Raw genomic sequence first — 22,652 nt, forward strand, 5'->3', positions numbered from 1 at the left:
GGTGCAGCACGATGTGATGCGCAGACGCGGGACCGCGTGCCGAATGAGTTTCATTCTGAAAACGGTCCCGTGTCTGCGCCGCAACATTTCATGTTGCATCGCGCACGGGATGACCATCCTCTCGTGATTTTCCTTTATAATTCTGTCATGGTGCCGATAACGGCCCACAGTTCCGGTCAAGAAGGTCGATGCTCAAAGCCCGCGTGATCCCCTGCCTCGATGTCAAGGACGGCCGTGTCGTCAAGGGCGTGAACTTCGTCGACCTCGTCGATGCCGGCGATCCGGTCGAAAGCGCGCGCGCCTATGACGCCGCCGGCGCCGACGAATTGTGCTTCCTCGACATCGCCGCCACCCATGAGAACCGCGGGCTGCTGCTCGACGTCATCAGCCGCACCGCCGAGGCCTGCTTCATGCCGCTCACCGTCGGCGGCGGCGTGCGGGCGGTGGAGGACATCCGCCAGCTCCTCCTCGCCGGCGCCGACAAGGTCTCGATCAACTCGGCCGCGGTGGCCGACAGGCAGTTCGTGGCCCGCGCAGCCGAAAAATTCGGCCAGCAATGCATCGTCGTCGCCATCGACGCCAAGAGGGTCTCCGCCGAAGGCGAGGACCATCGCTGGGAGATCTTTACCCATGGCGGCCGCCGCCCGACCGGCATCGACGCGGTCGCCTTCGCCGAGGACGTCGTACGGCTCGGTGCCGGCGAGTTGCTGCTCACCTCCATGGACCGCGACGGCACCAAGATCGGCTTCGACCTCGACCTCACCCGCACCATCGCCGACAGGGTCGGCGTGCCGGTGATCGCCTCGGGCGGCGTGGGCACGCTCGAACATCTGGTCGAGGGCGTGCGCGACGGCCATGCCACCGCGGTCCTTGCCGCCTCGATCTTCCATTTCGGCACCTTCTCGATCCGCGAGGCCAAGACCTATATGGCCAAGGCGGGCCTGCCGATGCGTCTCGACGGGCAAGTGGAGAATTCGATCGACTCCGATCCAATTCTCCACATGATTCAAAAAAAGGAGACGCGTTTTGCGATCTGACCAGATCGCAAAACGCTATTGCAGCATGAGCTTTTCCTTGACCGATCTCGAAGCCCGGGTGGCCGAGCGCGCCAAGGCGCCGCCGGAGCAGTCCTGGACGGCCAAGCTGCTGGCCGGCGGGCCGCCGCGCGCCGCCAAGAAGTTCGGGGAAGAAGCGGTGGAACTCGTCATCGCCCTCACCGAGGGCGAGGAGGGTCCGATCGTCGCCGAAGCCGCCGACGTGCTCTATCATCTCATTGTCGGCCTCAAGGCACGCAACATTCCGCTGGCGTCGGTCCTGCAGGAACTCGAGCGGCGCACCGGCCAGTCCGGCATTGCTGAAAAAGCGTCCCGTCCTAGATGACGCCGATAGTTGAGGGGCAGGCAAACGCCATGGACCAGCTCGTGAAGTCGCCCGTGTCCCCCTACTCGGTGTTCACCCGCAGCGAATGGGCCAAGCTGAGGGCCGACACGCCAATGACCCTGACGGCGGCCGAGCTCGATCGCCTGCGCGCCCTCAACGACCCGGTCTCGCTGACCGACGTCGAAGAAATCTACCTGCCGCTGTCGCGCCTGCTCTCGCTCTATGTCGCGGCGACGCAGGGCCTGCACCGCGCCACCCAGCGCTTTCTCGGCACCAGCCAGGGCAAGGTGCCCTATCTGATCGGTGTGGCCGGCTCGGTGGCGGTCGGCAAGTCGACCACCGCACGCGTGCTGCGCCAATTGCTGACGCGCTGGCCGAACACGCCGAAGGTCGACCTGATCACCACGGACGGTTTCCTGTTTCCCAACGCCTTCCTGCGCGAACACGGCCTGATGGAGCGCAAGGGGTTCCCCGAGAGCTACGACACCCAGCGCCTGCTACGTTTCCTGGCGGACATCAAGGCCGGCCAGGGCAAGGTCACGGCACCGGTCTATTCCCACCTCGTCTACGACGTGGTGCCGGGCGAGATCGTCACGGTGGATCAGCCCGACATCCTGATCGTCGAGGGGCTCAACGTGCTGCAGCCGGCCCGCCTGCCCCGCGATGGCAAGGCGATCCCCTTCACCTCGGACTTCTTCGACTTCGCCATCTATCTCGATGCGGAGGTGGCGCTGCTCAGGCGCTGGTATGTCGAGCGCTTCATGACCCTGCGCGAGACGGCCTTCCGCAACCCCCTCTCCTTCTTCCGCAAATATGCCGATCTCACCGAGGCCGAAGCGCTGGAGACGGCCCTCGGCCTGTGGAGCCGCATCAACCAGCCCAATTTGATCGAGAACATCCTGCCGACCCGGCCACGCGCCGACCTGATCCTGCGCAAGGGCGATAGCCACGACATCGAGCAGGTTTCGCTCCGGAAGCTGTAGTTCAGCTCTTTTCTCGGAGACGACACCAAGGTCAGGCTGACACTTTCCCCTACGGATGGACGAAGCGGCCTGCTTCCTCCATGATCCCTCGTACGCAATTCTGGGGCGACACCAGTTTCCCGGCAGCCATTGGGGAGTGCTTCATGGGGACCAGTACCGGAAAGGCAGCCGTTCATCGTCCGCTCGACCTCGATCCGAAGCGGGCGGGACGCCTCGATCGGGCCCACTACGGCATCATCGACATCGGCTCCAATTCGGTCCGCCTGGTGGTCTACGACCAGCTGGGCCGGGCGCCGCTGCCGCGCTTCAATGAAAAATCGCTCTGCCGTCTCGGCGAAGGCCTGGCCCAGACCGGCCTGATCGCCGTCGAGGGCTTCCGCCGGACAGTGGAGGCCGTGCGCCGCTTCCGCGCCGTGGCCGACGCCATGGGCGTGGCGCGCCTGGATGCCACCGCCACGGAGGCGGTGCGCCGGGCCGAGAACGGCAAGGACCTGGTCGAGGCCATCCGGGCCGAAGCGGGTGTCGATGTCCGCATCCTCAGCGGCGCCGAAGAGGCTCGATTTGCGGCGCTCGGCGTGATCTCCGGCTTCCACCGCCCCGTCGGCATCGTCGGCGACATGGGCGGGGGCAGCCTCGAGCTGGCCGCCGCCGAGGATGACCGGGTCGGCGAGGACTGGGTCAGTTTTCCCCTGGGAGCCTTGCCGGTCGAGGCCCTGATGCAGGGGCCGGACAATGCAAAGCGGCGGATCGATGCGCTGTTGAAGGACAAGACGCCGGCCTCCTTCCTGAAACAGCCGATCTTCTTTGCCGTCGGCGGGGGGTGGCGAACCCTGGCCAAGGCCCATATGGCACTGAATGCGGCCCCGGTTCCGGTGGTGCATGGCTATCGCATCCCGGCGAGCGAGGCCCGCGCCTTCGCCAAGACATTGCTGCGCCTGCCCCCGGCCAGGATGGCCGAATTGCCGGGCATATCGCGCCGGCGCGCGCGCACCATGCCCGCCGCCGCCCTGGTGCTGGACCGCGTGCTCAAATATCTGGCGCCGGGCGAGGTGGTGTTCTCCGCCCTCGGCCTGAGAGAGGGATGGCTCTATTCGCAGCTCGACGCCGAAGAACGCTATCTCGATCCGCTGGTCGAAGGCGCCCAGCTGATCGGGTTGCCCGGCTCGCGCGTGTCCGATTTTCCGCCCGCTCTGGTTGCCTGGACCGAGGGCCTGTTTGCGGAAGAATCCCCGGCCGAGAAGCGCCTGCGCGTGACCTTGTGCGCCCTCTCGGATCTGGGCTGGCGCGACCATCCCGATATCCGGGCGGAGGAAAGCCACCGCCGCGTGTTGCAATTTCCCTTCATCGGCCTGGATCACGCCGAGCGGGCCTTCCTGGCCATCGCGCTTCATGCCCGCCACGCCGGCCGGTTCGACGCACCCTATCTAGCGGGAGCGCTGAAACTGCTGTCGCCGGCGGAGCGCCGGCGCGCCGAGATCCTCGGGCGAGCCTTGCTGGTGGCCTACCGCCTGTCCGGCGGCACGCCTGCCGTGCTGGCGAATTCGCGCCTGTCGATCGGTTCGAACCGCCTGCGCCTCGAGGTCAGCCGTTCGGCCCGCGTGCCGGACAGCGAAGCGGTGAGCGAGCGCCTGTCCCTTCTGGCTTCCGCGGCCGGGGTGAAGTTCTCGGAGATCACCGAACTTGCCGAAGAGGGCTGAGGCGCAGGCGCGAATGGCTGGTCTGTGCACGCCATGATAGCGATGAGAGAACGTCACGAAGGAAACTGTGACAGTGCGATCCTATACCGGATAATCAGGCATCGCGAAGCGGCAGGGCAACGCGCTTTCGAGGGACGATGAGTACGAACAAGATCTCCTTCCAACCAACCTTGACGGATTGCATTCACGCCTATCGTTTCCATTATTGGCGCGCGGCGATGGCACCCAAGGCGATTGCGATGCGGACCGCCTTCGCGCTTGGCATGATCGCCCTCGGCGTTTTTTTCGCCTGGAATGGGCGGGGCTCGCCGGCCGATCTGACTGCCGCTGCCGTTCGCACGCCGGCGTTTCTGTTCTGGGCGATTGGCGCTATACTCATCTTCGTCATCGGCCTGCCATTGCTGGGCCAGGCCCTGGTACCCCGGCAAGTGCACCGGATCTACGAACAGCAGAAGAGCCTGCATCTGCCCTTCGACATCAGCTGGAACAGGGACGGCGCCGTCGTCGAGACTGGCGAGAGCCGATATGTGATCCCGACCGCGAATATCCGCTATTGGCGCGAGAGCAAGGAGGCATTTCTGCTCTACCAGAGCGATATCCTCTTCAACTTCATCATGAAACGTGCCTTCACCTCACCCAGGCAGCTCGATTCATTCCGGGCGGACTTGAAAGCATCGGGTTCTCCCGAACGGTAGAACCCGCGACCAGGCTTTGGCCGCTATCCAGATCGTCCCTGCAAGCTCCGTGCGACAATTTCGATTGATCGCCCCGGAGAAGGATGCCTGTGCTTGTCTTGTCGTGCCTTCTGGCTATAGTCGCGCGCGATTTCTCCCCGCCGGAATTTCTCCGGCGCAATCCCAAGCCAAGGCGCCTCGATGTCCAAATCTGTCAAGAAGGTGGTGCTCGCCTATTCCGGTGGCCTCGACACCTCGATCATCCTGAAATGGCTGCAGACCACCTATAGTTGCGAGGTCGTCACCTTCACGGCCGATCTCGGCCAGGGCGAGGAACTGGAGCCGGCGCGCCAGAAGGCGCTGCTGCTCGGCATCAAGCCCGAGAACATCTTCATCGAGGATTTGCGCGAGGAATTCGTGCGCGACTACGTCTTCCCGATGTTCCGCGCCAATGCCCAGTATGAAGGCGTCTACCTGCTCGGCACCTCCATTGCCCGGCCGCTGATCGCCAAGAAGCAGATCGAGATCGCCGAGAAGACCGGCGCCGACGCCGTCTGCCACGGCGCCACCGGCAAGGGCAACGACCAGGTCCGCTTCGAGCTCGGCTATTATGCCCTCAAGCCCGACGTCACCATCATCGCCCCCTGGCGCGAATGGGACCTGCGCTCGCGCGAGGCCCTGATCAAGTTCGCCGAAGAGCACCAGATCCCGATCGCCAAGGACAAGCGCGGCGAGGCGCCCTTTTCGGTCGACGCCAACCTCCTGCACTGCTCCTCAGAGGGCAAGGTGCTGGAGGATCCGGCGGTCGAGGTTCCCGACTACGTCTATTCGCGCACGGTCAATCCGGAAGACGCGCCTGATACCCCGACCGTCGTCACCATCGACTTCGAGAAGGGCGACGCCGTCGCCATCGACGGGGTGAAGATGAGCCCGGCAACCCTGCTCGCCAAGCTCAACGAACTCGGCCGCATCAACGGCATCGGCCGCCTCGATCTGGTCGAGAACCGTTTCGTCGGCATGAAGTCGCGCGGCATGTATGAGACGCCCGGCGGCACCATCCTGCTGCCCGCTCACCGGGCCATCGAAAGCATCACGCTGGACCGCGGCGCCGCCCATCTCAAGGATGAGATCATGCCGCGCTACGCCGAGCTGATCTATAACGGCTTCTGGTTCTCGCCCGAGCGCGAGATGCTGCAGGCCCTGATCGACAAGAGCCAGGAAGCAGTGACGGGTTCCGTCCGCCTCAAGCTCTATAAGGGCGGCGTACACGTCATCGGCCGCGAGAGCCCCTATTCGCTCTACAGCCAGGACCTTGTCACCTTCGAGGAAGGCGCCGTGGCCTATGACCACCGCGACGCCGCCGGCTTCATCAAGCTCAATGCGCTCCGCCTGCGCACGCTCGGCAGCCGCAGGCGCAAGCTGGGCGTCTGATCCGGCTCGCATCCGAATTTAGAGTCTATCGCTGCCCTTCCCTCTCCAGGGAAGGGCTTTTTGTTGGTCAAAGCGCTTCAAATCGAGAGCATTCGAGTTCACACGAGCCAGGGCAGACTAAATTTGATGCGTTGCAGCAAATATTTTCTGCACCGCGGCATGGACCACGGAAGTAAAAACAGGCTGTTTCTTTCGACCGGCACGATAATTGTTCTACGGCAGCACGATCACATATCAAAGATCGCATTGATTAATCGTATTACAATTGCCATGATCGCGCTCGTTGGTCCTCCAGAGACCCGGAACACGAGCAAGGCACTCCCATGATCAGGAAATTCGTCTTGGCTGTTGCCGGCGCGATAATGGCGCTGGCAGCCTCTCTCCCGATGGCGCAAGCCGCGCCGAAAACCTTCTATTGGATATCCCATGGCGGCCCGGCCGACCCGGTCTGGACCTATTTCCTGGCGGGCGCCAAGCAATGGGCCAGCGACACCGGCAACACGGTCAACACCTCCTTCCACAATGGCGACGTGGCTTCGCATCAGGAGGCCGTGCGCGCAGCGATCGCGGCGGGGGCGGCCGGCATCGTCACCACCAGCCCTGATCCCGGCAGCCTGATCAAGGTGGTCGATGAAGCCAACGCCAAGAAGATCCCGATCATCAATTTCAACACGCCCGATCCGCAGGCCAAGTTCGGCGCCTATGTCGGCGGCGACAACGTCAAGTTCGGTGCGGCCTGGGCCCAGTATCTGGTCGACAAGAAGCTGGTGAAATCCGGCGATTTCGTCTGGATGCCGGTCGAAATCCCCGGCGCCACCTATGGCGTGCAGGAGGAGCAGGGCATTTCCAGCGTGTTCAAGCCGCTCGGGATCACCTGGGAAGTCACCGAGGCGACGCTCGACCAGGCCGAGGTCATCTCGCGCATGACCGACTACCTCACCACCAACCGCAAGAAGATCAAGGCGATCATCGGCCTGGGCGACCTCGTCACCGGCTCGATCAAGCGGGTGTTCGATCAGGTCGGCGTCAAGCCCGGCGAGATCCCGGTGGTCGGCTGGGGCAATTCGCTCGACACCACCCAGGAGGTGCTGAACGGCTATGTCAACGCCGCGCAATGGCAGGATCCGCAGGCGACCAGCTATATCGCCCTCTCGATGGCGGCCATGGCCTCCAGCGGCATCCGCCCTGGCTTCAACGTCATCACCGGCGCGCTCTACGAGAAGGATGCCGCCCAGCAATATGACGACATCCTGAGCGGCAAGAAATAGGGCATTCGCAGGCGCTGGCGGCCGGAAATGTCTGTCCAGCGCGGCGGCCTCTCCTGATATGTATGAGGCACCGACCTTTGTCATGCCCGGGCTTGACCCGGGCATCCAGCGGCGAGCAACACGGCTTTCAAGCCTGAGTGGATTGCCGGGTCAAGCCCGGCAATGACAAAGGTCGAGCCAAGTCCGAACTCAGTGGACTGAGCACCTTTCTCAAAGCGCCCTTTCCTGCATCCGCCCCCACCACCGGCCAAGGACTTCTCGTGGAACAACGCTCCCTGCTCCAGCGCGCGATCGCACGGCCCGAATTCGGCCCCTTCGTTCTCCTGGTCGTCGAACTCGCTATCTTCGGCGGCATCAATCCCGATTTCCTCTCGGCGGACAATCTCAGCAACATCCTGGCCTTCACCGTCGAGCTCGGCCTGATTGCCCTGGCGATGACGCTGCTGATGACCTCGGGCGAGTTCGACCTCTCGGTCGGCTCGCTCTTCGGCTTCTCGCCGGTGCTGATGTGGACGCTGTTCAATTCCGGCGCCACCCCGCTCTGGGCGGCCTTCCTGATCGCCCTGGTGGTCGCGGCGCTGATCGGCTGGGTGAACGGCCTCTTCGTCACCCGGCTGAAAATCCCCTCCTTCCTGGTCACGCTCGGCATGCTGCTGGTGGTGCGCGGCACGGCTCTCTTCGTCACCAATGGCTTTCCCCAGCGCACCTGGAATGCGGGCGACCAGCCGCTCGCCGAGCTCCTGGTCGGCACCTTCTATATCGGCAACTTCCGCGTTTACATGTCGCTGCTCTGGTTCGCCATCGCCGCGATCGTGCTCGGCTACGTCTTGACCAAGACCAAGGCTGGCAACTGGATCCAGGCGGCGGGCGGCAACCCCAATGCGGCTCGGGCGCGCGGCGTCAATGTCGATGCCACCAAGGTCTGGCTGTTCATCCTGTGCTCGGTGCTCTCGACGCTCGCCGGTGTCATCTCTTCGATCCGCACCTCCTCGGCCAATCCCAATTCGGGCACGGGCTATGAACTGGAGGTGATCGCCATGGTGGTGATCGGCGGCACCGCGCTCACCGGCGGCCGGGGCACCATCATCGGCACGGTGCTCGGCATCTTCATCCTGCGCGTGATGCGCAACGGCATCGTGCTGATCGGCGTGCCGGGCCTGGCCTACAACATCTTCATCGGCGCGATCATCTTGGGCATGATGGCCCTGCATTCATGGCTCGACCGCCGGCACCAGGAAGGGAGGTGAGCGATGCCCGAGACAAGCGAAGAACTCATCCGCATGCAGAACATCGCCAAGTCCTATGGCCGCATCCGCGCCATCGAGGACGTCACCCTCACGGTGAACCGGCGCGAGATCGTCGGGCTGCTCGGCGACAACGGCGCCGGCAAGTCGACCCTGATCAAGATCCTGTCGGGGGCGGTGGCCGCCACCTCCGGCGACATCTTCGTCCGTGGCAAGAAGGTGGAGATGCGCTCCACCACCGATGCGATCGCCCAGGGTATCGAGACGATCTACCAGGATTCGGCCCTGGTGCCGCAGCTCTCGATCGCCCGCAACCTCTTCCTGGGGCGCGAGCCGATCAAGGGGCCGCGCTTCCTCAACCGCCTCGACCAGGCCAAGATGAACGAGGTGGCGACCACGCTCCTGAAAAGGGTCGGCATCTCCAAGAACATCGCGCCGACCACCCCGATCGGCTCGCTTTCCGGCGGCGAGCGCCAGGCAGTGGCCATTGCCCGCGCCATGCATTTCGACAGCGACCTGATCATCCTCGACGAGCCCACCAACAATCTGGGCGTGGCGGAGACCCAGGGCGTGTTGAACTTCGTGCGCAATGCCCGCAGTTCCGGCCATTCCTGCATCTTCATCGCCCACAATATCCACCATGTCTTCCAGGTGGTCGACCGCATCGTCGTCATGCGCCGCGGGCGTGTCGTCGCCGACGACATCGATCCCAAAAAGACCAGTGTGGAGGCAGTGGAGCGGGTGATCACCGGCATGGACCACTGAAGAGCGACCGACCCTCTTCCCGGGACCGCCAGCATCCCGCTGGCTCTTTGGTGCAGCGGCCGTTCGTCTGAGAGAAGAGCCAGCAGGATGCTGGCGGTCCCAGGGAAGGATGCATTGTGGCATCTGCCCCGAAAGGGTGAGCCCGGCTGTACAATCGTAGAATGGCGCATCCGGCCAACTCGTCTATAACGGCCGGACTCTTTCCTTCCCCAGGGACATTGAAGCTCGTCATGAAGAAACTCGTCATTTTCGATCTCGACGGCACGCTTGCCAAGAGCAAATCGGCCATCGATGCCGAGATGGCGGCCCTGCTGGGCCAGCTTCTCACCGTTGCCCAGGTCGCCGTGATCTCGGGTGGCGACTGGCCTCAATTCGAAAAGCAGTTCCTCGCCAATCTGCCGGCCGGCGACCGCTTCGACCGGCTGCATCTCCTGCCGACCTGCGGCACGAAATTCTTCCATTTCGACGGAAGCAACTGGGTCCCCGTCTATCGCGAGGACCTGTCGGCCGAGGACAAGCAGCGCATCGTCGCCGCGCTCGAGGCCGCCTTCGAACAAGCCGGCTTCAAGCCCGAGCGGATCTGGGGCGAGCGCATCGAGGATCGCGGCAGCCAGATCACCATGTCCGCGCTCGGCCAGGAAGCACCGCTCGAGGCCAAGCACAGCTGGGATCCCGATTTCAAGAAGCGCACCATCCTGAAAACCTATCTCGACAAGTCGATCCCGGATTTCTCGGTGCGCATGGGCGGCGCCACCTCGATCGACGTGACGCGGCAGGGCATCGACAAGGCCTATGGCATCGCCAAGCTGCGCGACCGGCTGGGCATCGCCATCGAGGAGATGATCTTCGCCGGCGACGCGCTCTTCCCGGGCGGCAACGACTATGCGGCCAAGGAGGCCGGCGTCGACTCGATCCGCGTCAGGGATCCCGAGGAGACCAAGAGGGTGATCGAGACCATCATCGCCTGCCTGGGGTGACTGGTTCATTCATTGAGAGCCATATTCGCCGGCCGATTTACGCAACGCGCCGCAGCGCTGCGATATGCTTGTCCAGCGCCACCGCGACCTTCTTGGCTCCGTAGCAGCGGAAGCGGAACGTGCCCCCGTCATGCTCGACGGCCACGATGCCTGTAACCCAGCCGAATTCCCGCCAGGCCTTGCGGATGGCGGTCAGCGGAATGTGGACGGGCTGCAGGCCGGTATGAAAAGCCCTGTTCAGGCCATTGGCGGCGAAGGACAGCCCTTCCGGCGTGATCTCGACGCGACCGCCGACCCACAGGCCTCCCGCCTTGCGGCGTATGCGATCGGCCACATTGACCGCGACGCCGGGTGCCAGCTTCGAGGGCGCCGCATCGGGGATGAGAGCGTTGCAAAGCTTGCGGATGTGAAGATCTGACATAGAGGCTCGCCCTATCCGAAAATTCCCATTAGAGATATTTGTCTGACAACGGAAGCGTCGCTCTGCCTTGCGGTACTCCGCCGGGCTGGACCGCGCGTTGCAACACAAATCGAATTGGAATCGGGAGGAACCCATGTCGGGTCAAGGAAAGATCGCCATCGTCACGGGCGCCGCCAGCGGCATCGGCAAGGCCGTCGCGCATGCGCTGCTGGCCGATGGCTGGTCTGTCGTGTTCACGGGGCGCCGCCAGGAGGCCCTGGAAGCCGCCATCGCCGAAAGCCCGCATGCGGCCTCCGGCCGCGCCATCGCCTCTGACGTCACCGATCCCGCTTCCGTCACGGCGCTGTTCGACGCCGCCGTCGCCGCGCTCGGCCGCGTGGACCTCGTGTTCAACAATGCCGGCACCATCGCGCCCGGCGTGCCGATCGAGGACCTGCCCTTCGAACAATGGAAGGCGGTGATCGACACAAACGTCAGCGGCGTGTTCCTGTGCACCAAGGAAGCCTTCCGCGTGATGAAGGCGCAGGAGCCGCGGGGCGGGCGCATCATCAACAATGGCTCGATCTCGGCCACCTCGCCGCGCCCGAATTCGGCGCCCTACACCGCCTCCAAGCATGCAGTGACCGGCCTGACCAAGTCCTCGTCGCTGGACGGCCGCAAATATGACATCGCCTGCGGCCAGATCGACATCGGCAACACGCTGACGCCGATGGCGTCCAAGATGCCGGGCGGCGTGCCGCAGGCCGACGGCTCGATCAAGCCCGAGCCGACCTTCGACGTGAAGCATGTCGCCGATGCGGTGGTCTATATGGCCGGCCTGCCGCTCGAGGCCAATGTGCAGTTCATGACGGTGATGGCCACCAAGATGCCGCTGGTGGGGCGCGGGTAGGCGAGGAACCGGGCGCGCCGATCCGGCCGCGCACGGCGTTCGAAGCACGGTGTGCCGATCTCCAGATCGGCACCACCCCCTTGCCGGTGAGCGCTTTGGCGCGAGAATGCCGATCTGGAGATCGGCACACCGAAAAGGGCCTCAGGCCCCTCTTCTCGCCGCCGGCAGCGCGCAGATCTCCTCGCCCGAGAAGGCGCGCGAACGGGTGATGAACCGCTTTTCCGTGCCGTTCTCCAGGGAGAACATGCCGCCGCGCCCCGGCACCACGTCGATGATCAGCTGGGTGTGGCTCCAGGCGGCGAATTGCGGGGCGCTGATATAGACGGGCGCCTCGCCGATGCTGCCCAGCAGCACGTCCTGGTCCCCGATGATGAACTCGCCTTGGCTGTAGCACATCGGCGAGGAGCCGTCGCAGCACCCGCCCGACTGGTGGAACAGCACGGGGCCGTAGCGGGCCTGGAGGCTGGCGATCAGGTCGAGAGCGGCGGGCGTTGCCGTTACCCGTTCGAGACTGGCATCGGGCATGATCGCTCCCCTTTTCATAATGAATCACCATCTCGCGTCATTGCGAGCGCAGCGAAGCAATTCAGAAGCCGCAAATGCCGTGCCTGAACAAGCCTGGATTGCTTCGCTGCGCTCGCAATGACGGCAAGGTCGCCGATGTCTCACTATCTTGCAAAAAGGGTCGCCCGGTACGAGACCGGGCGACCAAGTCGATCCGAGCACGGATCAGAAGAAGCCAAGCTTCTTGGGGGAGTAGCTGACCAGCATGTTCTTGGTCTGCTGGTAGTGATCGAGCATCTTCTTGTGGTTCTCGCGGCCGATGCCGGACTGCTTGTAGCCGCCGAAGGCCGCATGGGCCGGATAGGCGTGGTAGCAATTGGTCCAGACGCGGCCGGCCTGGATGGCGCGGCCGAAGCGATAAGCGCGCGTGCCGTCACGCGTCCAGATGCCGGCGCCGAGGCCGTAGAGCGTATCGTTGGCGATAGAAAGCGCTTCCTCGTCGTCCTTGAAGGTGGTGACGGAAACCACCGGGCCGAAGATCTCCTCCTGGAAGATCCGCATCTTGTTGTGGCCCTTGAACACCGTCGGCTTGACGTAATAGCCGCCGGCGAGCTCGCCGGGCAGGTCGGCACGCTCGCCGCCGATCAGCACCTCGGCGCCTTCCTGGCGGCCGATGTCGAAATAGCTCAGGATCTTTTCGAGCTGCTCGGAGGAGGCCTGCGCGCCGATCATGGTGGCGGGATCGAGCGGATCGCCCTGCCTGATGGCGGCGACGCGCTTCAGCGCCTTCTCGATGAAGCGGTCATAGATGCTCTCATGCACGAGGGCGCGGCTCGGGCATGTGCAGACCTCGCCCTGGTTGAGGGCGAACATCACGAAGCCCTCGATTGCCTTGTCGAGGAAATCGTCGTCCTCGGCGGCAACGTCCTTGAAGAAGATGTTGGGCGACTTGCCGCCGAGCTCCAGCGTCACCGGGATCAGGTTCTGGCTGGCATATTGCATGATCAGGCGGCCGGTGGTGGTCTCGCCGGTGAAGGCGATCTTCGCGATCCGGTTCGACGAGGCCAGAGGCTTGCCGGCTTCCAGCCCGAAGCCGTTGACAATGTTGAGCACACCGGGCGGCAGGATGTCGGCGATCAGCTCGGCCAGGACCAGGATGGAGGCGGGCGTCTGCTCGGCCGGCTTGATCACCACGCAATTGCCGGCGGCGAGCGCCGGGGCGAGCTTCCAGACCGCCATCAAGAGCGGGAAGTTCCAGGGGATGATCTGGCCGACGACGCCGAGCGGCTCATGGAAATGATAGGCGACGGTGTCGTGGTCGATCTCGGAGATGCCGCCTTCCTGGGCGCGCAGCACGCCGGCGAAATAGCGGAAATGGTCGACACCGAGCGGCAAATCGGCGGCCATGCTCTCGCGGATCGGCTTGCCGTTGTCCCAGGTCTCGGCCAGAGCGAGCGTTTCCAGATTGTCTTCCATCACCTGGGCGATGCGCAGCAGCAGCAGCGAACGCTCCGCCGCACTGGTACGGCCCCAGGCGTCCTTGGCGGCGTGGGCGGCGTCGAGGGCGGCTTCGACGTCGGCGGCATCGGAGCGGGCGACCTCGCACAGAACCCGACCGTTGACGGGTGAAGTGTTCTCGAAATATTTGCCGCTGCGCGGCCCCACCCACTGGCCGCCGATGAAATTGCCATATCGTGGCTTGAACAGCGTTCCGGGCGAGCGGACGATCTCGGGCTTATTCATGCAACTTCCTCCTTGAGCGCGCCAATTGATGGTTCTGGGCTGGCGTCGTCGGGGAAGGAGGATGGGCGTGACCGGGGCGCTTGTCAGGATAGGCGCGGACGATGGCGGCAGCGATGTGTCTCAGGGATGAGACAGGTTGAGATACCAGATCGCCCTTTCGGCGTGCCGATTTCCTCAGCTCCATCAAGAGATGGAGCGGGATCGGCATACCGAAGTCAGCTCTCCCGCCCCAGGCCCAGTCGCGCGATCTTGCGATGCATGGTGGCACGGCTGACGCCGAGCAGGCGGGCCGCGGCCGAGACATTGCCCTTCGCCCTCGACAGCGCCTGGCGCACGGCGGCACGCTCGCCGGCGAGCAGACCGTCGCCGGGCCGAACCGTTTCGCCATCGACGAGATCGCTGGCCGGGAAGGGATTGCGCAGATGCTCGTCCGTCAGCCCATAGACGAGGCGCGCGGCCCGGCTGGCGCCGATGACGAGATCCTCCCTGTCGACGGCGAGCAGGCCGGCCGGGCCGGCCCCTGCATCGGGCCCGACCAGGATGCGCGCATGGCGGAAGGCCTCGCGGAAATGCTGGGTCTCGATGCGGGTAGCCGCATCCCGTGTCGCAGCCGCCACCAGTTTGAGGATGCCAGGCGTCAGGTCGGACCGGCAGGTCGAGACGTCGAGCGTGCCCATCAGGCGGCCATTCGCGTCCCAGATCGGCGCCACCGTGCAGCTCAGCCCGATATTGCGGGTGAGGAAATGCTGGTCGCGATGGATGGTCAGCGCGCGCCCTTCCGCGATGCAGGTGCCGACACCGTTGGTGCCCTCGCTCTGCTCGCTCCAGACCATGCCGGTCCACAGGCCGAGAGCCTCGAAATCGGCATCGTCCCCCGCTACGCCGCGCCGATCCAGCGGCACGCCGTCATCATCGGTGAGGAGCACGCAGCAGCCGGCGTCACCGACCGCCTGGAACAGGCGGTCGAGCGTTCCCTGCGCCAGCCGTACCAGCAGCTCCATGCGCGACAAGGCCGCCTTGAATTCGCTGTCGCCGAGGCGAAGGGGCGGCGGGGCATGGTCGGGATCGAGACCGTAATGGCTCATGGAGCGCGACCAGGAGGCTGCGACCGCTGACTGCGCACTCGAGGTGCCGTCATTCAAGGTGGCATAGACCAGATCCGCGTGATGCGGACGGTCCGACTTACCCATTCCCGGCATTCGCTCCGCCCTCCGCATGCATTCCGACAGGGGGAGCCCGACAGGTCACTCCCGGCATCGACGCGGTTGCCGGTATCTTCCGCCGGAATTTCCCGGCCTGTCAATTGCAGCAGCGATTTTGGCCCGCTCTCAAAGCGCTTTGGAGAACGAATTTGTCATTCGATGCGTCAACATCGCGCAGAGGCGGCAGATTCAACCTCCTTCCGGCTTACGATACAGTTGCAGTTCCTGTTCCCAGCGGCCTCTATCGTCATTGCGAGCACAGCGAAGCAATCCAAGAGCCGAGAAACACGGCATCCGTGGCTTCTGGATTGCTTCGCTACGCTCGCAATGACGGTGCAACAACAGAACTACGACTGTAGTCCTACACACTGATCCTGGGCCGGCCCGACGCCCGGGCCGTCACCAGCGCCTCCACGAACAATTCCCGGCCCTCGGCCACGACCTTTTTCTCGTCGACGCTCACCGAGGTCTCGACGGTAGCGGCGCCCGCGGTACGCGCGTCGCCCTCGGCCTGGACCCGGGCCGCCTCCTGCGCGTGAACCAAGGCTTCACCGAGATCGAGAATGTCGCGCGTCCCGGAGCGGGTGAACACCCGGAAGATGCCCTCCACCGGCTGCAGCACCTTAACCTCGGCCGAGACATGCACGCCGCCGACCACGGCGCCGACCGCATTGGCGACCTCGGCATGTTCGGGCACCAGCGAGGGCGCGCCGACCAGGCCGGCGATGTCGCCGTAATAGGTCGCGGCGGAAGCGCCGAGCCCGACCACCGGCGCCGTCAGCGACAGGCCGATCCTGACGAGGCCGCTATGGCCGTCGAGTGCCGCCACCGCCAAGGCATGGCGCGACAGGCCTGCTTCTCGGAAGCCGTCCTCGGCCAAAGCGCATTCCAGCAGGAACTCGGCCGAGCGGCGGGTCAGGGTCTCGATGATCCGCCGCGCCAGTTCCTCGGCACCGCCGGCAAAGGGCAGCCCCATGGCGTTGCGCCGCCTGGCGAACAGCGTCAGGCCCTTCTCGGCCGCCGCCTGGTCCCAGGCGCGATGCAGCCCGAGCTGGTGGGCGGCATCGGAAGGCGTCAGCGCCGCCATGATGGCGAGGCGCCGGTTGACCAGGCGCTGCAGGGCATTGAACTCGCGCCGGTTGTTGATCAGCTTGTCGGCGGCCATCGGCCCGGCCTCCAGCCGCGCCAGCACCTCGGCCTCCAGCGCCGGCAATTCCGCCAGGGGCGGATGCAGGCGCAAGGCGAAGCGGCCGAAGAGGTCGTTGGGCAGATCGGCCCTGAGCTGGCGCTCGAGCGTCGAATGCACGAGCTCGGCATGGCTTTCGGCGAGCAGGGACAGGGGCACGGCACGGCGGGGGCCGAGCTTGAGCGCGGTATCCAGGCCATGCTGCTCGATCGCCACCTCGCTGTCGCCGCCAAGGCCGCAGGTGCGGATGGCGATGGCTTCCACCATGGTGCGGAAGCCGCCGATCAGGGCGCCGGCCGGGTCGATGCGGGGCCTCGCACCGCGCAGCACGACGACATCGGTGGTGGTGCCGCCGATGTCGGAAATCAGGGCGTCCGGGGCGCCGGCGAGGAAGGCGCCGCCCACGGCGCTGGCGGCCGGGCCCGAAAAGATCGTCTCGATCGGCTTGGCCTTGGCGACCTCGGCCGCCACCAGCGAGCCGTCGCCGCGCACCACCATCAGGGGCGCGGCGATGCCGAGTGCGGCGAGCCGCCCCTCGGTCGCGGCGATCAGCGCCTCGAGCAGATGGATCAGGCGGGCATTGAGCACGCAGGTGAGCGCCCGCTTCGGCCCATCCAGCCTGGCGGAGAGCTCGTGGCCGCAGGTGACGGGCAGGCCGGTTTCACGCCGCAGGATCTCGCGGGCCGCGATTTCATGGCTGGGATCGAGCACGGCAAAGCGTCCGGTCACCGCAAACCCGGTCAGCCCCGGCGCCAAAGCGCGGGCCTGCTCGGCGAGGCCGGCCTCGTCGAGAGGCGCGCGGACCTGGCCCATGGCGTCATGCCCGCCGGCGATCAGCAGGACCGGATCGCCGTTCAACGCAGCCTTGAGATCCGGCCGCTCGGCGTCGTCGGCATCGAAGCCGATATAGACGAGGCCGACGCGCCCGCCCTGCCCCTCCACCATGGCATTGGTGGCGAGCGTGGTGGAGAGCGAGACCAGGGCGATATGCGCGGGCGCGACGGCGGACTGGGCCAGCACCGCACCGACGGCCCCGCCGACACCGATGGCGAGATCATGATGGGTGGTCAGCGACTTGGCCTTGGCGAGAACGCCCTTCTCTTCGTCATAGAGGACGGCATCGGTGAAGGTGCCGCCCGTATCGATACCCAACAAAACAGCCATGATGTCAGCTACGCCCTATCAGATCTTTCTTGCTGATACGCGAATTCGAGCTGCGCCGCTTGCCCATACCGGCATTTTTTTGGACGGTGGCAGTCTTTCCCCGGGGCGTGGCGCGTTCAGGGCAATGCAGGTTTAGGCGAAAACGCCGCTTTGCTCTAACTCTTCGCTTCGATGCGCCTTTGCGATTCGAGGTGAGTCGGTGAAATCGTAAAGCGCTTCGGCTATAGGGCGATGCAGCGCCTCCGGGTGTGGAACTTCCTCCGTCGGCTGCGGATGTCCGCGATATCGATGACTTGAACGTCCTTTCAGTATTTGAGAAATGCGAGGCTGCCCATGATCACCGCTGCCCAGATGCGCGCTGCCCGTGCCCTGCTCGGCATCGACCAGCGCCAGCTCGCTGACCTGTCGGGGGTTTCCCTGCCGACGGTTCAGCGCATGGAGGCGAGCGAGGGCAATGTTCGCGGCGTGGTCGATACGTTGACGAAAGTGATCGAGGCCCTTGATCGAGCCGGCGTCGAGCTGATCGGCGACAACGCCGTCAGCCGCGAGGGTGGGCGAGGCGTGCGCCTCAAGCTGCCCAAATCGCCGGAAAGCCCCTCGGCCTGATCCGGAGTGCGGCTCGCGGCGGAGGACCGGCACCGCGGCACGGCGAAATCCCCGCATCCCGAATAAAAAGGCCGGCCGGGACGATGTCCGGGCCGGCCAGGCTGCGCCGCGACGGGCCGAGGCGAGGCCCCGTCGTTCGCTGGAAGGAATCAGGCGCCCGCCTTCTGCGGCAGGGGTTGGACCGGCATGCCCGGGAAGATCTTCTGGATGTTGCCGGCGATGATCTGGTCGGTTTCCTTCACCCCCTTGGTCACCGCGATCAGCGGCCCCTGGGCCGGGCCGAGTTCGACCAGGCGCATCTCCACCTTGTTGCCCTCGCCGACGACATAGACATATTTGCCGAGCTGGCTCGAACCGAGGGCGGCCTGCGGCACCAGCAGCGTGTCGGGCCGTTCGCCGATGCTCAGCCGAAGATTGACATATTGGCCGGGCAGCAGGCTGCGGTCGGCATTGGCGGTGGTGGCGCGGGCGGTGATGGTGCCGGTGGCGCGGTCGACGACATTGTCCAGGAAGGTGAGCTCGCCCTGATGGCTCGCCTCGTTCTGGCCGGGCACGATGATGTCGGCCAGGACCTTGCCGGCTGCCTTGGCCTTGAGGATCTGCGTGAGCTCGGCCTCCGTCGGCGTGAACGTCACATAGATCGGGCTGAGCTGCACCAGCGTATTGAGCACGGTGCCGCCAGGGCTGACCAGCGTGCCGGCCGCGGCCTGGTTGCGGCCGAGCCGTCCGTCGAAGGGAGCCTTGATCTCGGTATAGGCAAGGTTGAGTTCCGCCGCCTGGATCGCCGCCTTGTCGGCAAGAAGGGTCGCCTCGCCCTGCTTGACCGCGCTGGTGCGCTGGTCGAACAGGTCCTTCGACAGGAAGCCTGTCTTGCTGAGGTCATTGCCGCGGGTGAGGCTGGTCTTGGCATATTCGAGCGCGGCGGTATCACGCTCGGCCTGGGCCTTCACCTGCGCCAGCGCGGCCTGATAGTCGCGCGCGTCGATCCGGTAGAGGATGTCGCCCTGCTTCACATCGGTACCATCGGGCACGGCCTGGTCGAGCATATAGCCCGAGACCTTGGCCTGCAGGGCGATGCTGCGGATCGATTCCGTACGGGCGGGATAGTTGAGGAAGAGCGGAATGGACTTCTTGACCACGGAGGCGACCGGCACCGGCATGGCCTGCATGGCCGGTGCCGGATTGGCGGAGGCCGGCTTGCTCAGCACCCCGGCCAGGAGTTCCTGGCCGGCGGCGAGGAGATGCGGCTTGTCCTTGAGGTAGTAGCCGCCGCCTGCGGCGGCGACCACGACGATGGCGGTAGCGATTTTCCAGATACGCATCGGTATCCCCTTATTCGGCGGCCTGGATCCGGGGCGGCACAGCGTCCTCGGACTCGTCAGGCGTGCTTTCGGTATGGCGTGAATCTTTCCTGGCGGAGAGCCGGCGCTCGCGCCAGCGCTCGATGATGGCGTAGAACACCGGCACGAAGACCAGCGTCAGCACGGTGGCCACCAGCATGCCGCCGAACACGGCCGTGCCTAGCGACTGGCGGCTGGCAGCACCGGCCCCGGTCGCCTTCACCAGCGGCACCACGCCCAGGATGAAGGCGAAGGCCGTCATCAGGATCGGGCGCAGGCGCAAACGGCCGGCTTCCATCGCCGCCTCGACGATGCCATGGCCCTGCTCGCGCAGATGCTTGGCGAACTCCACGATCAGAATGGCGTTCTTGGCGGCGAGGCCGATCAGCATGACGAAGCCGATCTGCGAATAGACGTCGAGCTGCATGGCGCGCAGCCAGATGGCGAGCAGCGCACCGAACAGGCCGAGCGGCACCGCCAGCAGCACCATGAACGGCATGGACCAGCTCTCATACTGGGCGGCCAGGATCAGGAAGACGAACACGATGGCCAGGGCGAACACCGCCGCCGCGATCGAGCCGGCCTTGAGTTCCTGGAAGGTGATGCCGGTCCATTCATAGTTGAAGCCATTCGGCAGGGTTGCGGCTGCCACCCTCTGCATCGCCTCGATGGCCTGGCCCGAGGAGTAGCCGGGCGCGGGAGCGCCATTGATGAGGGCGGCCCCGTAATTGTTGTAATGGGTCACCGTCTCCGGCCCGACGATCGGCTTCAGCGCCCCCAAAGTCGACAGGGGCACCATGTTGCCGGTGGCATTGCGGACATAGAGGCGGCTGATGTCGCCGGGATCGGCTCGAGAATCCTTGTCGGCCTGCAGCGTGACGCGGAAGGTGCGCCCGAACTGGTTGAAGTCGTTCACATAGAGCGAGCCAAGATAGATCTGCAGCGTGTTGAAGATGTCCGGCAGATTCAGGCCGAGCAGCTTGGCCTTGTTGCGGTCGAGGTCGTAGTTGAACTGCGGCGTCGAGGTCGAGAAGGTGGTGAACAGGGTCTGCGGGTTGAGCTCGGGCTGCTTGCGCGCCTCGGCGAGCAGGGCCTGCGCCGCCTCGTTGACCGCGAAGGGACCGCGCCCGTTCAGGTCCTCGATCTGGAACTCGAAGCCGCCGGTGGTGCCGAGCCCCTGGATGGAGGGCGGTTCGAAGGCCAGCACGAAACCATCGGTAATGCCGAACAGCTTCGGGCGCACCTTGTTGACGATATCGGTGGCGCTAAGGCCGGGTCCACGCTCATCCCACGGTTTGAGGATGGCGAACTCGACCGCGGCGCTCGATTGCTGGGCATTGGTGAGGAAGTTCAGGCCGGAGATCGACATGATGTCCTCGACACCGGGCTCGGCCATCAGGATCTGGCGCACCTGCTTGGCGGCGGCGTCGGTGCGTTCGAGCGAGGCGCCGTCCGGCAATTGCAGGACGACGAAGAAGTAGCCCTGGTCCTCCGAGGGAAGGAAGGTGGAGGGCACCCGCGTCGAGATCCAGTAGGTCGCGGCCAGCACGACGGCAAACGCACCCATCATCAGCCAGCGCAGCTTGATGAAGCCGCGCACCGAGGCGGCATAGCCGTGCGACAGCCTGTCGAAGCCGGCATTGAACCAGCGGAACAGGAAGAAGCGCGAGGCCGGCTTGTGGCTGAGGAAGGCGGCCGACAAGGCCGGGCTCAGGGTCAGCGAGTTGAAGGCCGAGATGCCGACCGAGATCGCCACGGTCAAGGCGAACTGGTTGTAGAGCTGGCCGGCGACGCCGGGAATGAAGGCGACGGGAACGAACACCGCCATCAGCACCGCCGTGGTGGCGACGATCGGGCCGGTGACCTCCTTCATGGCGATCTTGGCCGCCTGCAGCGGGGGATGTCCCGCCTCGAGCTGTCTTTCGACGTTCTCCACCACCACGATGGCATCGTCGACCACCAGGCCGATGGCGAGCACCATGCCGAGCAGGGAGAGCATGTTGAGCGAGAAGCCCATGGCGAGCATCACCACCATGGTCGCGATCAGCGACACCGGGATGGCGATGACCGGGATGAGCACGGTGCGCCAGTTCTGCAGGAAGATATAGACGACGAGGACGACGAGGATGAGTGCCTCGACCAGCGTCTTGACGACATCCTCCATCGCGGCCGACACGAAGCGGGTCGTGTCGTATTTCATCGAATATTCGATGCCCTTGGGGAACCGCGCCGAAAGCTCCTTCATCTTGGCTTCGACGGCTTCCTTCAGCTTGAGCGAGTTGGAGCCGGGCGCCTGGAAGACGCCGAGCACTACCATCGGCTTTTCGCCGTGATAGGCCGAGGACGAATATTGCAGCGAGCCGAGCTCGATGCGCGCGACGTCACGCAGGCGCACCACCGAACCGCCGGCCGGATTGGCCCGGACGACGATGTTGCCGAACTCCTCCGGATCGCTGAGGCGGCCGGTGGCGTTGACCTGCATTTCGAAAGCGGTGCCCGCCGGCGCCGGGTTCTGGCCGATCTTGCCGGCCGCGACCTGCACGTTCTGCTCGGCGACGGCATTCTGCACGTCCACGGCCGTGATGCCGAGATTGGCGAGCTTGTCGGGATCGAGCCAGATGCGCATGGAATAGCGCCGCTCGCCGAAGATCCTGACGTCGCCGACGCCCGGCAGGCGCTTCAGCGGGTCCACGATCTGCAGATAGGCGTAGTTGCTGAGCGCGACCGAATCCACCGAATTGTCCGGCGAGGTCAGGTCGACGATCAGCACGAAGTTGGGATTGGCCTTGGTGACCGAGACACCGGACTGGTTGACGATCGCCGGCAGCGAGGAGGCTGCCTGGGCCACGCGGTTCTGCACGTCCATCGCCGCGATGTTCAGGGGATAGCCGACATCGAAGGTGACGGTGATGTTGGACGAACCGTCATTGGAGCTGGCCGAGGACATGTAGATCATGCCCGGCACGCCGTTGATCTGCTGCTCGAGCGGCGTGGTCACCGTATCGGCGACGACCTGCGAGCTGGCGCCGGGATAGCTGGCGCTGACCTGGATCTGGGGCGGCGTGATATTGGGAAACTGGGCGACCGGCAGCAGAAAATAAGCGATCGCCCCCGCCATCACCATGATGATGGCGATGGCCGAGGCGAAGATCGGACGTTGAATGAAGTAATTGACCAT

19 protein-coding genes are annotated in these 22,652 nt (G+C 65.0%); 12 read left to right on the forward strand and 7 right to left on the reverse strand.

What is annotated here, in order from left to right:
• Positions 1-188: 188 nt before the first annotated feature.
• The 10 genes from hisF (at position 189) to C5L14_RS18660 (ending at position 10,419) form a co-directional block, all read left to right on the forward strand.
• The gene (gene hisF, locus C5L14_RS18615; protein ID WP_105863546.1) at positions 189-1,037 is read left to right on the forward strand and encodes an imidazole glycerol phosphate synthase subunit HisF; all 849 of its coding nucleotides are present in this window, start codon (positions 189-191) and stop codon (positions 1,035-1,037) included.
• A gap of 25 nt (positions 1,038-1,062) precedes the next feature.
• Positions 1,063-1,380, forward strand: coding sequence for a phosphoribosyl-ATP diphosphatase (locus C5L14_RS18620; protein WP_105863547.1), 318 nt, complete (start codon positions 1,063-1,065; stop codon positions 1,378-1,380).
• Positions 1,381-1,409: 29 nt separating this feature from the next.
• Positions 1,410-2,363 (forward strand): type I pantothenate kinase, encoded by a 954-nt coding sequence (gene coaA / locus C5L14_RS18625; protein ID WP_082979986.1) that lies wholly within the window; start codon positions 1,410-1,412, stop codon positions 2,361-2,363.
• Positions 2,364-2,506: 143 nt separating this feature from the next.
• The gene (locus C5L14_RS18630; RefSeq protein ID WP_181161233.1) at positions 2,507-4,060 is read left to right on the forward strand and encodes a Ppx/GppA family phosphatase; all 1,554 of its coding nucleotides are present in this window, start codon (positions 2,507-2,509) and stop codon (positions 4,058-4,060) included.
• Positions 4,061-4,197: 137 nt separating this feature from the next.
• The gene (locus tag C5L14_RS18635; protein WP_105863549.1) at positions 4,198-4,755 is read left to right on the forward strand and encodes a YcxB family protein; all 558 of its coding nucleotides are present in this window, start codon (positions 4,198-4,200) and stop codon (positions 4,753-4,755) included.
• A gap of 180 nt (positions 4,756-4,935) precedes the next feature.
• The gene (locus tag C5L14_RS18640; RefSeq protein WP_105863550.1) at positions 4,936-6,165 is read left to right on the forward strand and encodes an argininosuccinate synthase; all 1,230 of its coding nucleotides are present in this window, start codon (positions 4,936-4,938) and stop codon (positions 6,163-6,165) included.
• Between the two features lie 386 nt (positions 6,166-6,551).
• Positions 6,552-7,433 (forward strand): substrate-binding domain-containing protein, encoded by an 882-nt coding sequence (locus tag C5L14_RS18645; RefSeq protein ID WP_428832639.1) that lies wholly within the window; start codon positions 6,552-6,554, stop codon positions 7,431-7,433.
• Positions 7,434-7,693: 260 nt separating this feature from the next.
• Positions 7,694-8,680 carry an ABC transporter permease gene (locus tag C5L14_RS18650; protein ID WP_105863666.1) on the forward strand — a complete coding sequence of 329 codons (987 nt, stop codon included), beginning with the start codon at positions 7,694-7,696 and terminating at the stop codon, positions 8,678-8,680.
• A 3-nt stretch (positions 8,681-8,683) separates the two neighbouring features.
• A complete protein-coding gene (locus C5L14_RS18655) occupies positions 8,684-9,442 on the forward strand; it encodes an ATP-binding cassette domain-containing protein (RefSeq protein WP_105863552.1) in 759 nt (252 codons plus the stop codon).
• A 230-nt stretch (positions 9,443-9,672) separates the two neighbouring features.
• Positions 9,673-10,419 (forward strand): HAD-IIB family hydrolase, encoded by a 747-nt coding sequence (locus tag C5L14_RS18660; RefSeq protein WP_105863553.1) that lies wholly within the window; start codon positions 9,673-9,675, stop codon positions 10,417-10,419.
• A 37-nt stretch (positions 10,420-10,456) separates the two neighbouring features.
• Here the strand turns inward: C5L14_RS18660 and C5L14_RS18665 are convergent, their stop codons facing one another.
• Positions 10,457-10,840, reverse strand: coding sequence for a hypothetical protein (locus C5L14_RS18665; protein ID WP_105863554.1), 384 nt, complete (start codon positions 10,838-10,840; stop codon positions 10,457-10,459).
• Positions 10,841-10,973: 133 nt separating this feature from the next.
• On the opposite strand from C5L14_RS18665, the gene C5L14_RS18670 reads away from it, so the two are divergent.
• Entirely contained in the window at positions 10,974-11,729 is a 756-nt protein-coding gene (locus C5L14_RS18670; protein WP_105863555.1) for an SDR family oxidoreductase, read from the forward strand.
• Positions 11,730-11,870: 141 nt separating this feature from the next.
• Here the strand turns inward: C5L14_RS18670 and C5L14_RS18675 are convergent, their stop codons facing one another.
• The 4 genes from C5L14_RS18675 to C5L14_RS18690 all read right to left on the reverse strand — a co-directional run bounded on the left by C5L14_RS18675 (position 11,871) and on the right by C5L14_RS18690 (position 17,528).
• Positions 11,871-12,254, reverse strand: a complete 384-nt coding sequence (locus tag C5L14_RS18675) for a DUF779 domain-containing protein (protein WP_105863556.1) — start codon at positions 12,252-12,254, stop codon at positions 11,871-11,873.
• A 204-nt stretch (positions 12,255-12,458) separates the two neighbouring features.
• On the reverse strand, positions 12,459-13,976 hold the full coding sequence (gene adh, locus C5L14_RS18680) for an aldehyde dehydrogenase (RefSeq protein ID WP_105863557.1): 1,518 nt from the start codon (positions 13,974-13,976) through the stop codon (positions 12,459-12,461).
• A gap of 215 nt (positions 13,977-14,191) precedes the next feature.
• Positions 14,192-15,166, reverse strand: coding sequence for a GAF domain-containing protein (locus C5L14_RS18685; protein ID WP_105863558.1), 975 nt, complete (start codon positions 15,164-15,166; stop codon positions 14,192-14,194).
• A 373-nt stretch (positions 15,167-15,539) separates the two neighbouring features.
• A complete protein-coding gene (locus C5L14_RS18690; RefSeq protein ID WP_105863559.1) occupies positions 15,540-17,528 on the reverse strand; it encodes a hydantoinase/oxoprolinase N-terminal domain-containing protein in 1,989 nt (662 codons plus the stop codon).
• A gap of 333 nt (positions 17,529-17,861) precedes the next feature.
• Here C5L14_RS18690 and C5L14_RS18695 point away from each other — a divergent pair, with 333 nt between their 5' ends.
• Entirely contained in the window at positions 17,862-18,134 is a 273-nt protein-coding gene (locus C5L14_RS18695) for a helix-turn-helix domain-containing protein (protein ID WP_105863560.1), read from the forward strand.
• A gap of 149 nt (positions 18,135-18,283) precedes the next feature.
• Here the strand turns inward: C5L14_RS18695 and C5L14_RS18700 are convergent, their stop codons facing one another.
• Together C5L14_RS18700 and C5L14_RS18705 are read right to left on the reverse strand one after the other, a co-directional pair.
• Complete coding sequence (locus tag C5L14_RS18700) at positions 18,284-19,456, reverse strand: efflux RND transporter periplasmic adaptor subunit (protein WP_105863561.1); 1,173 nt, start codon at positions 19,454-19,456, stop codon at positions 18,284-18,286.
• A gap of 10 nt (positions 19,457-19,466) precedes the next feature.
• Complete coding sequence (locus C5L14_RS18705) at positions 19,467-22,652, reverse strand: efflux RND transporter permease subunit (protein ID WP_105863562.1); 3,186 nt, start codon at positions 22,650-22,652, stop codon at positions 19,467-19,469.

The organism is Labrys okinawensis, from assembly GCF_002982075.1.
GTDB lineage: Bacteria > Pseudomonadota > Alphaproteobacteria > Rhizobiales > Labraceae > Labrys > Labrys okinawensis_A.

Bases quoted from the DNA above. Each gene is read 5' to 3' on its own strand.
- C5L14_RS18700 (WP_105863561.1), bottom strand. From the start codon at position 19,456: ATGCGTATCTGGAAAATCGCTACCGCCATCGTCGTGGTCGCCGCCGCA.
- C5L14_RS18675 (WP_105863556.1), bottom strand. From the start codon at position 12,254: ATGCCCGATGCCAGTCTCGAACGGGTAACGGCAACGCCCGCCGCTCTC.
- C5L14_RS18660 (WP_105863553.1), top strand. From the start codon at position 9,673: ATGAAGAAACTCGTCATTTTCGATCTCGACGGCACGCTTGCCAAGAGC.
- C5L14_RS18690 (WP_105863559.1), bottom strand. From the start codon at position 17,528: ATGGCTGTTTTGTTGGGTATCGATACGGGCGGCACCTTCACCGATGCC.
- C5L14_RS18705 (WP_105863562.1), bottom strand. From the start codon at position 22,652: ATGGTCAATTACTTCATTCAACGTCCGATCTTCGCCTCGGCCATCGCC.
- C5L14_RS18645 (WP_428832639.1), top strand. From the start codon at position 6,552: ATGGCGCAAGCCGCGCCGAAAACCTTCTATTGGATATCCCATGGCGGC.
- C5L14_RS18685 (WP_105863558.1), bottom strand. From the start codon at position 15,166: ATGGGTAAGTCGGACCGTCCGCATCACGCGGATCTGGTCTATGCCACC.
- hisF (WP_105863546.1), top strand. From the start codon at position 189: ATGCTCAAAGCCCGCGTGATCCCCTGCCTCGATGTCAAGGACGGCCGT.
- C5L14_RS18630 (WP_181161233.1), top strand. From the start codon at position 2,507: ATGGGGACCAGTACCGGAAAGGCAGCCGTTCATCGTCCGCTCGACCTC.
- C5L14_RS18655 (WP_105863552.1), top strand. From the start codon at position 8,684: ATGCCCGAGACAAGCGAAGAACTCATCCGCATGCAGAACATCGCCAAG.
- C5L14_RS18620 (WP_105863547.1), top strand. From the start codon at position 1,063: ATGAGCTTTTCCTTGACCGATCTCGAAGCCCGGGTGGCCGAGCGCGCC.
- C5L14_RS18640 (WP_105863550.1), top strand. From the start codon at position 4,936: ATGTCCAAATCTGTCAAGAAGGTGGTGCTCGCCTATTCCGGTGGCCTC.
- C5L14_RS18665 (WP_105863554.1), bottom strand. From the start codon at position 10,840: ATGTCAGATCTTCACATCCGCAAGCTTTGCAACGCTCTCATCCCCGAT.
- coaA (WP_082979986.1), top strand. From the start codon at position 1,410: ATGGACCAGCTCGTGAAGTCGCCCGTGTCCCCCTACTCGGTGTTCACC.
- C5L14_RS18695 (WP_105863560.1), top strand. From the start codon at position 17,862: ATGATCACCGCTGCCCAGATGCGCGCTGCCCGTGCCCTGCTCGGCATC.
- adh (WP_105863557.1), bottom strand. From the start codon at position 13,976: ATGAATAAGCCCGAGATCGTCCGCTCGCCCGGAACGCTGTTCAAGCCA.
- C5L14_RS18635 (WP_105863549.1), top strand. From the start codon at position 4,198: ATGAGTACGAACAAGATCTCCTTCCAACCAACCTTGACGGATTGCATT.
- C5L14_RS18670 (WP_105863555.1), top strand. From the start codon at position 10,974: ATGTCGGGTCAAGGAAAGATCGCCATCGTCACGGGCGCCGCCAGCGGC.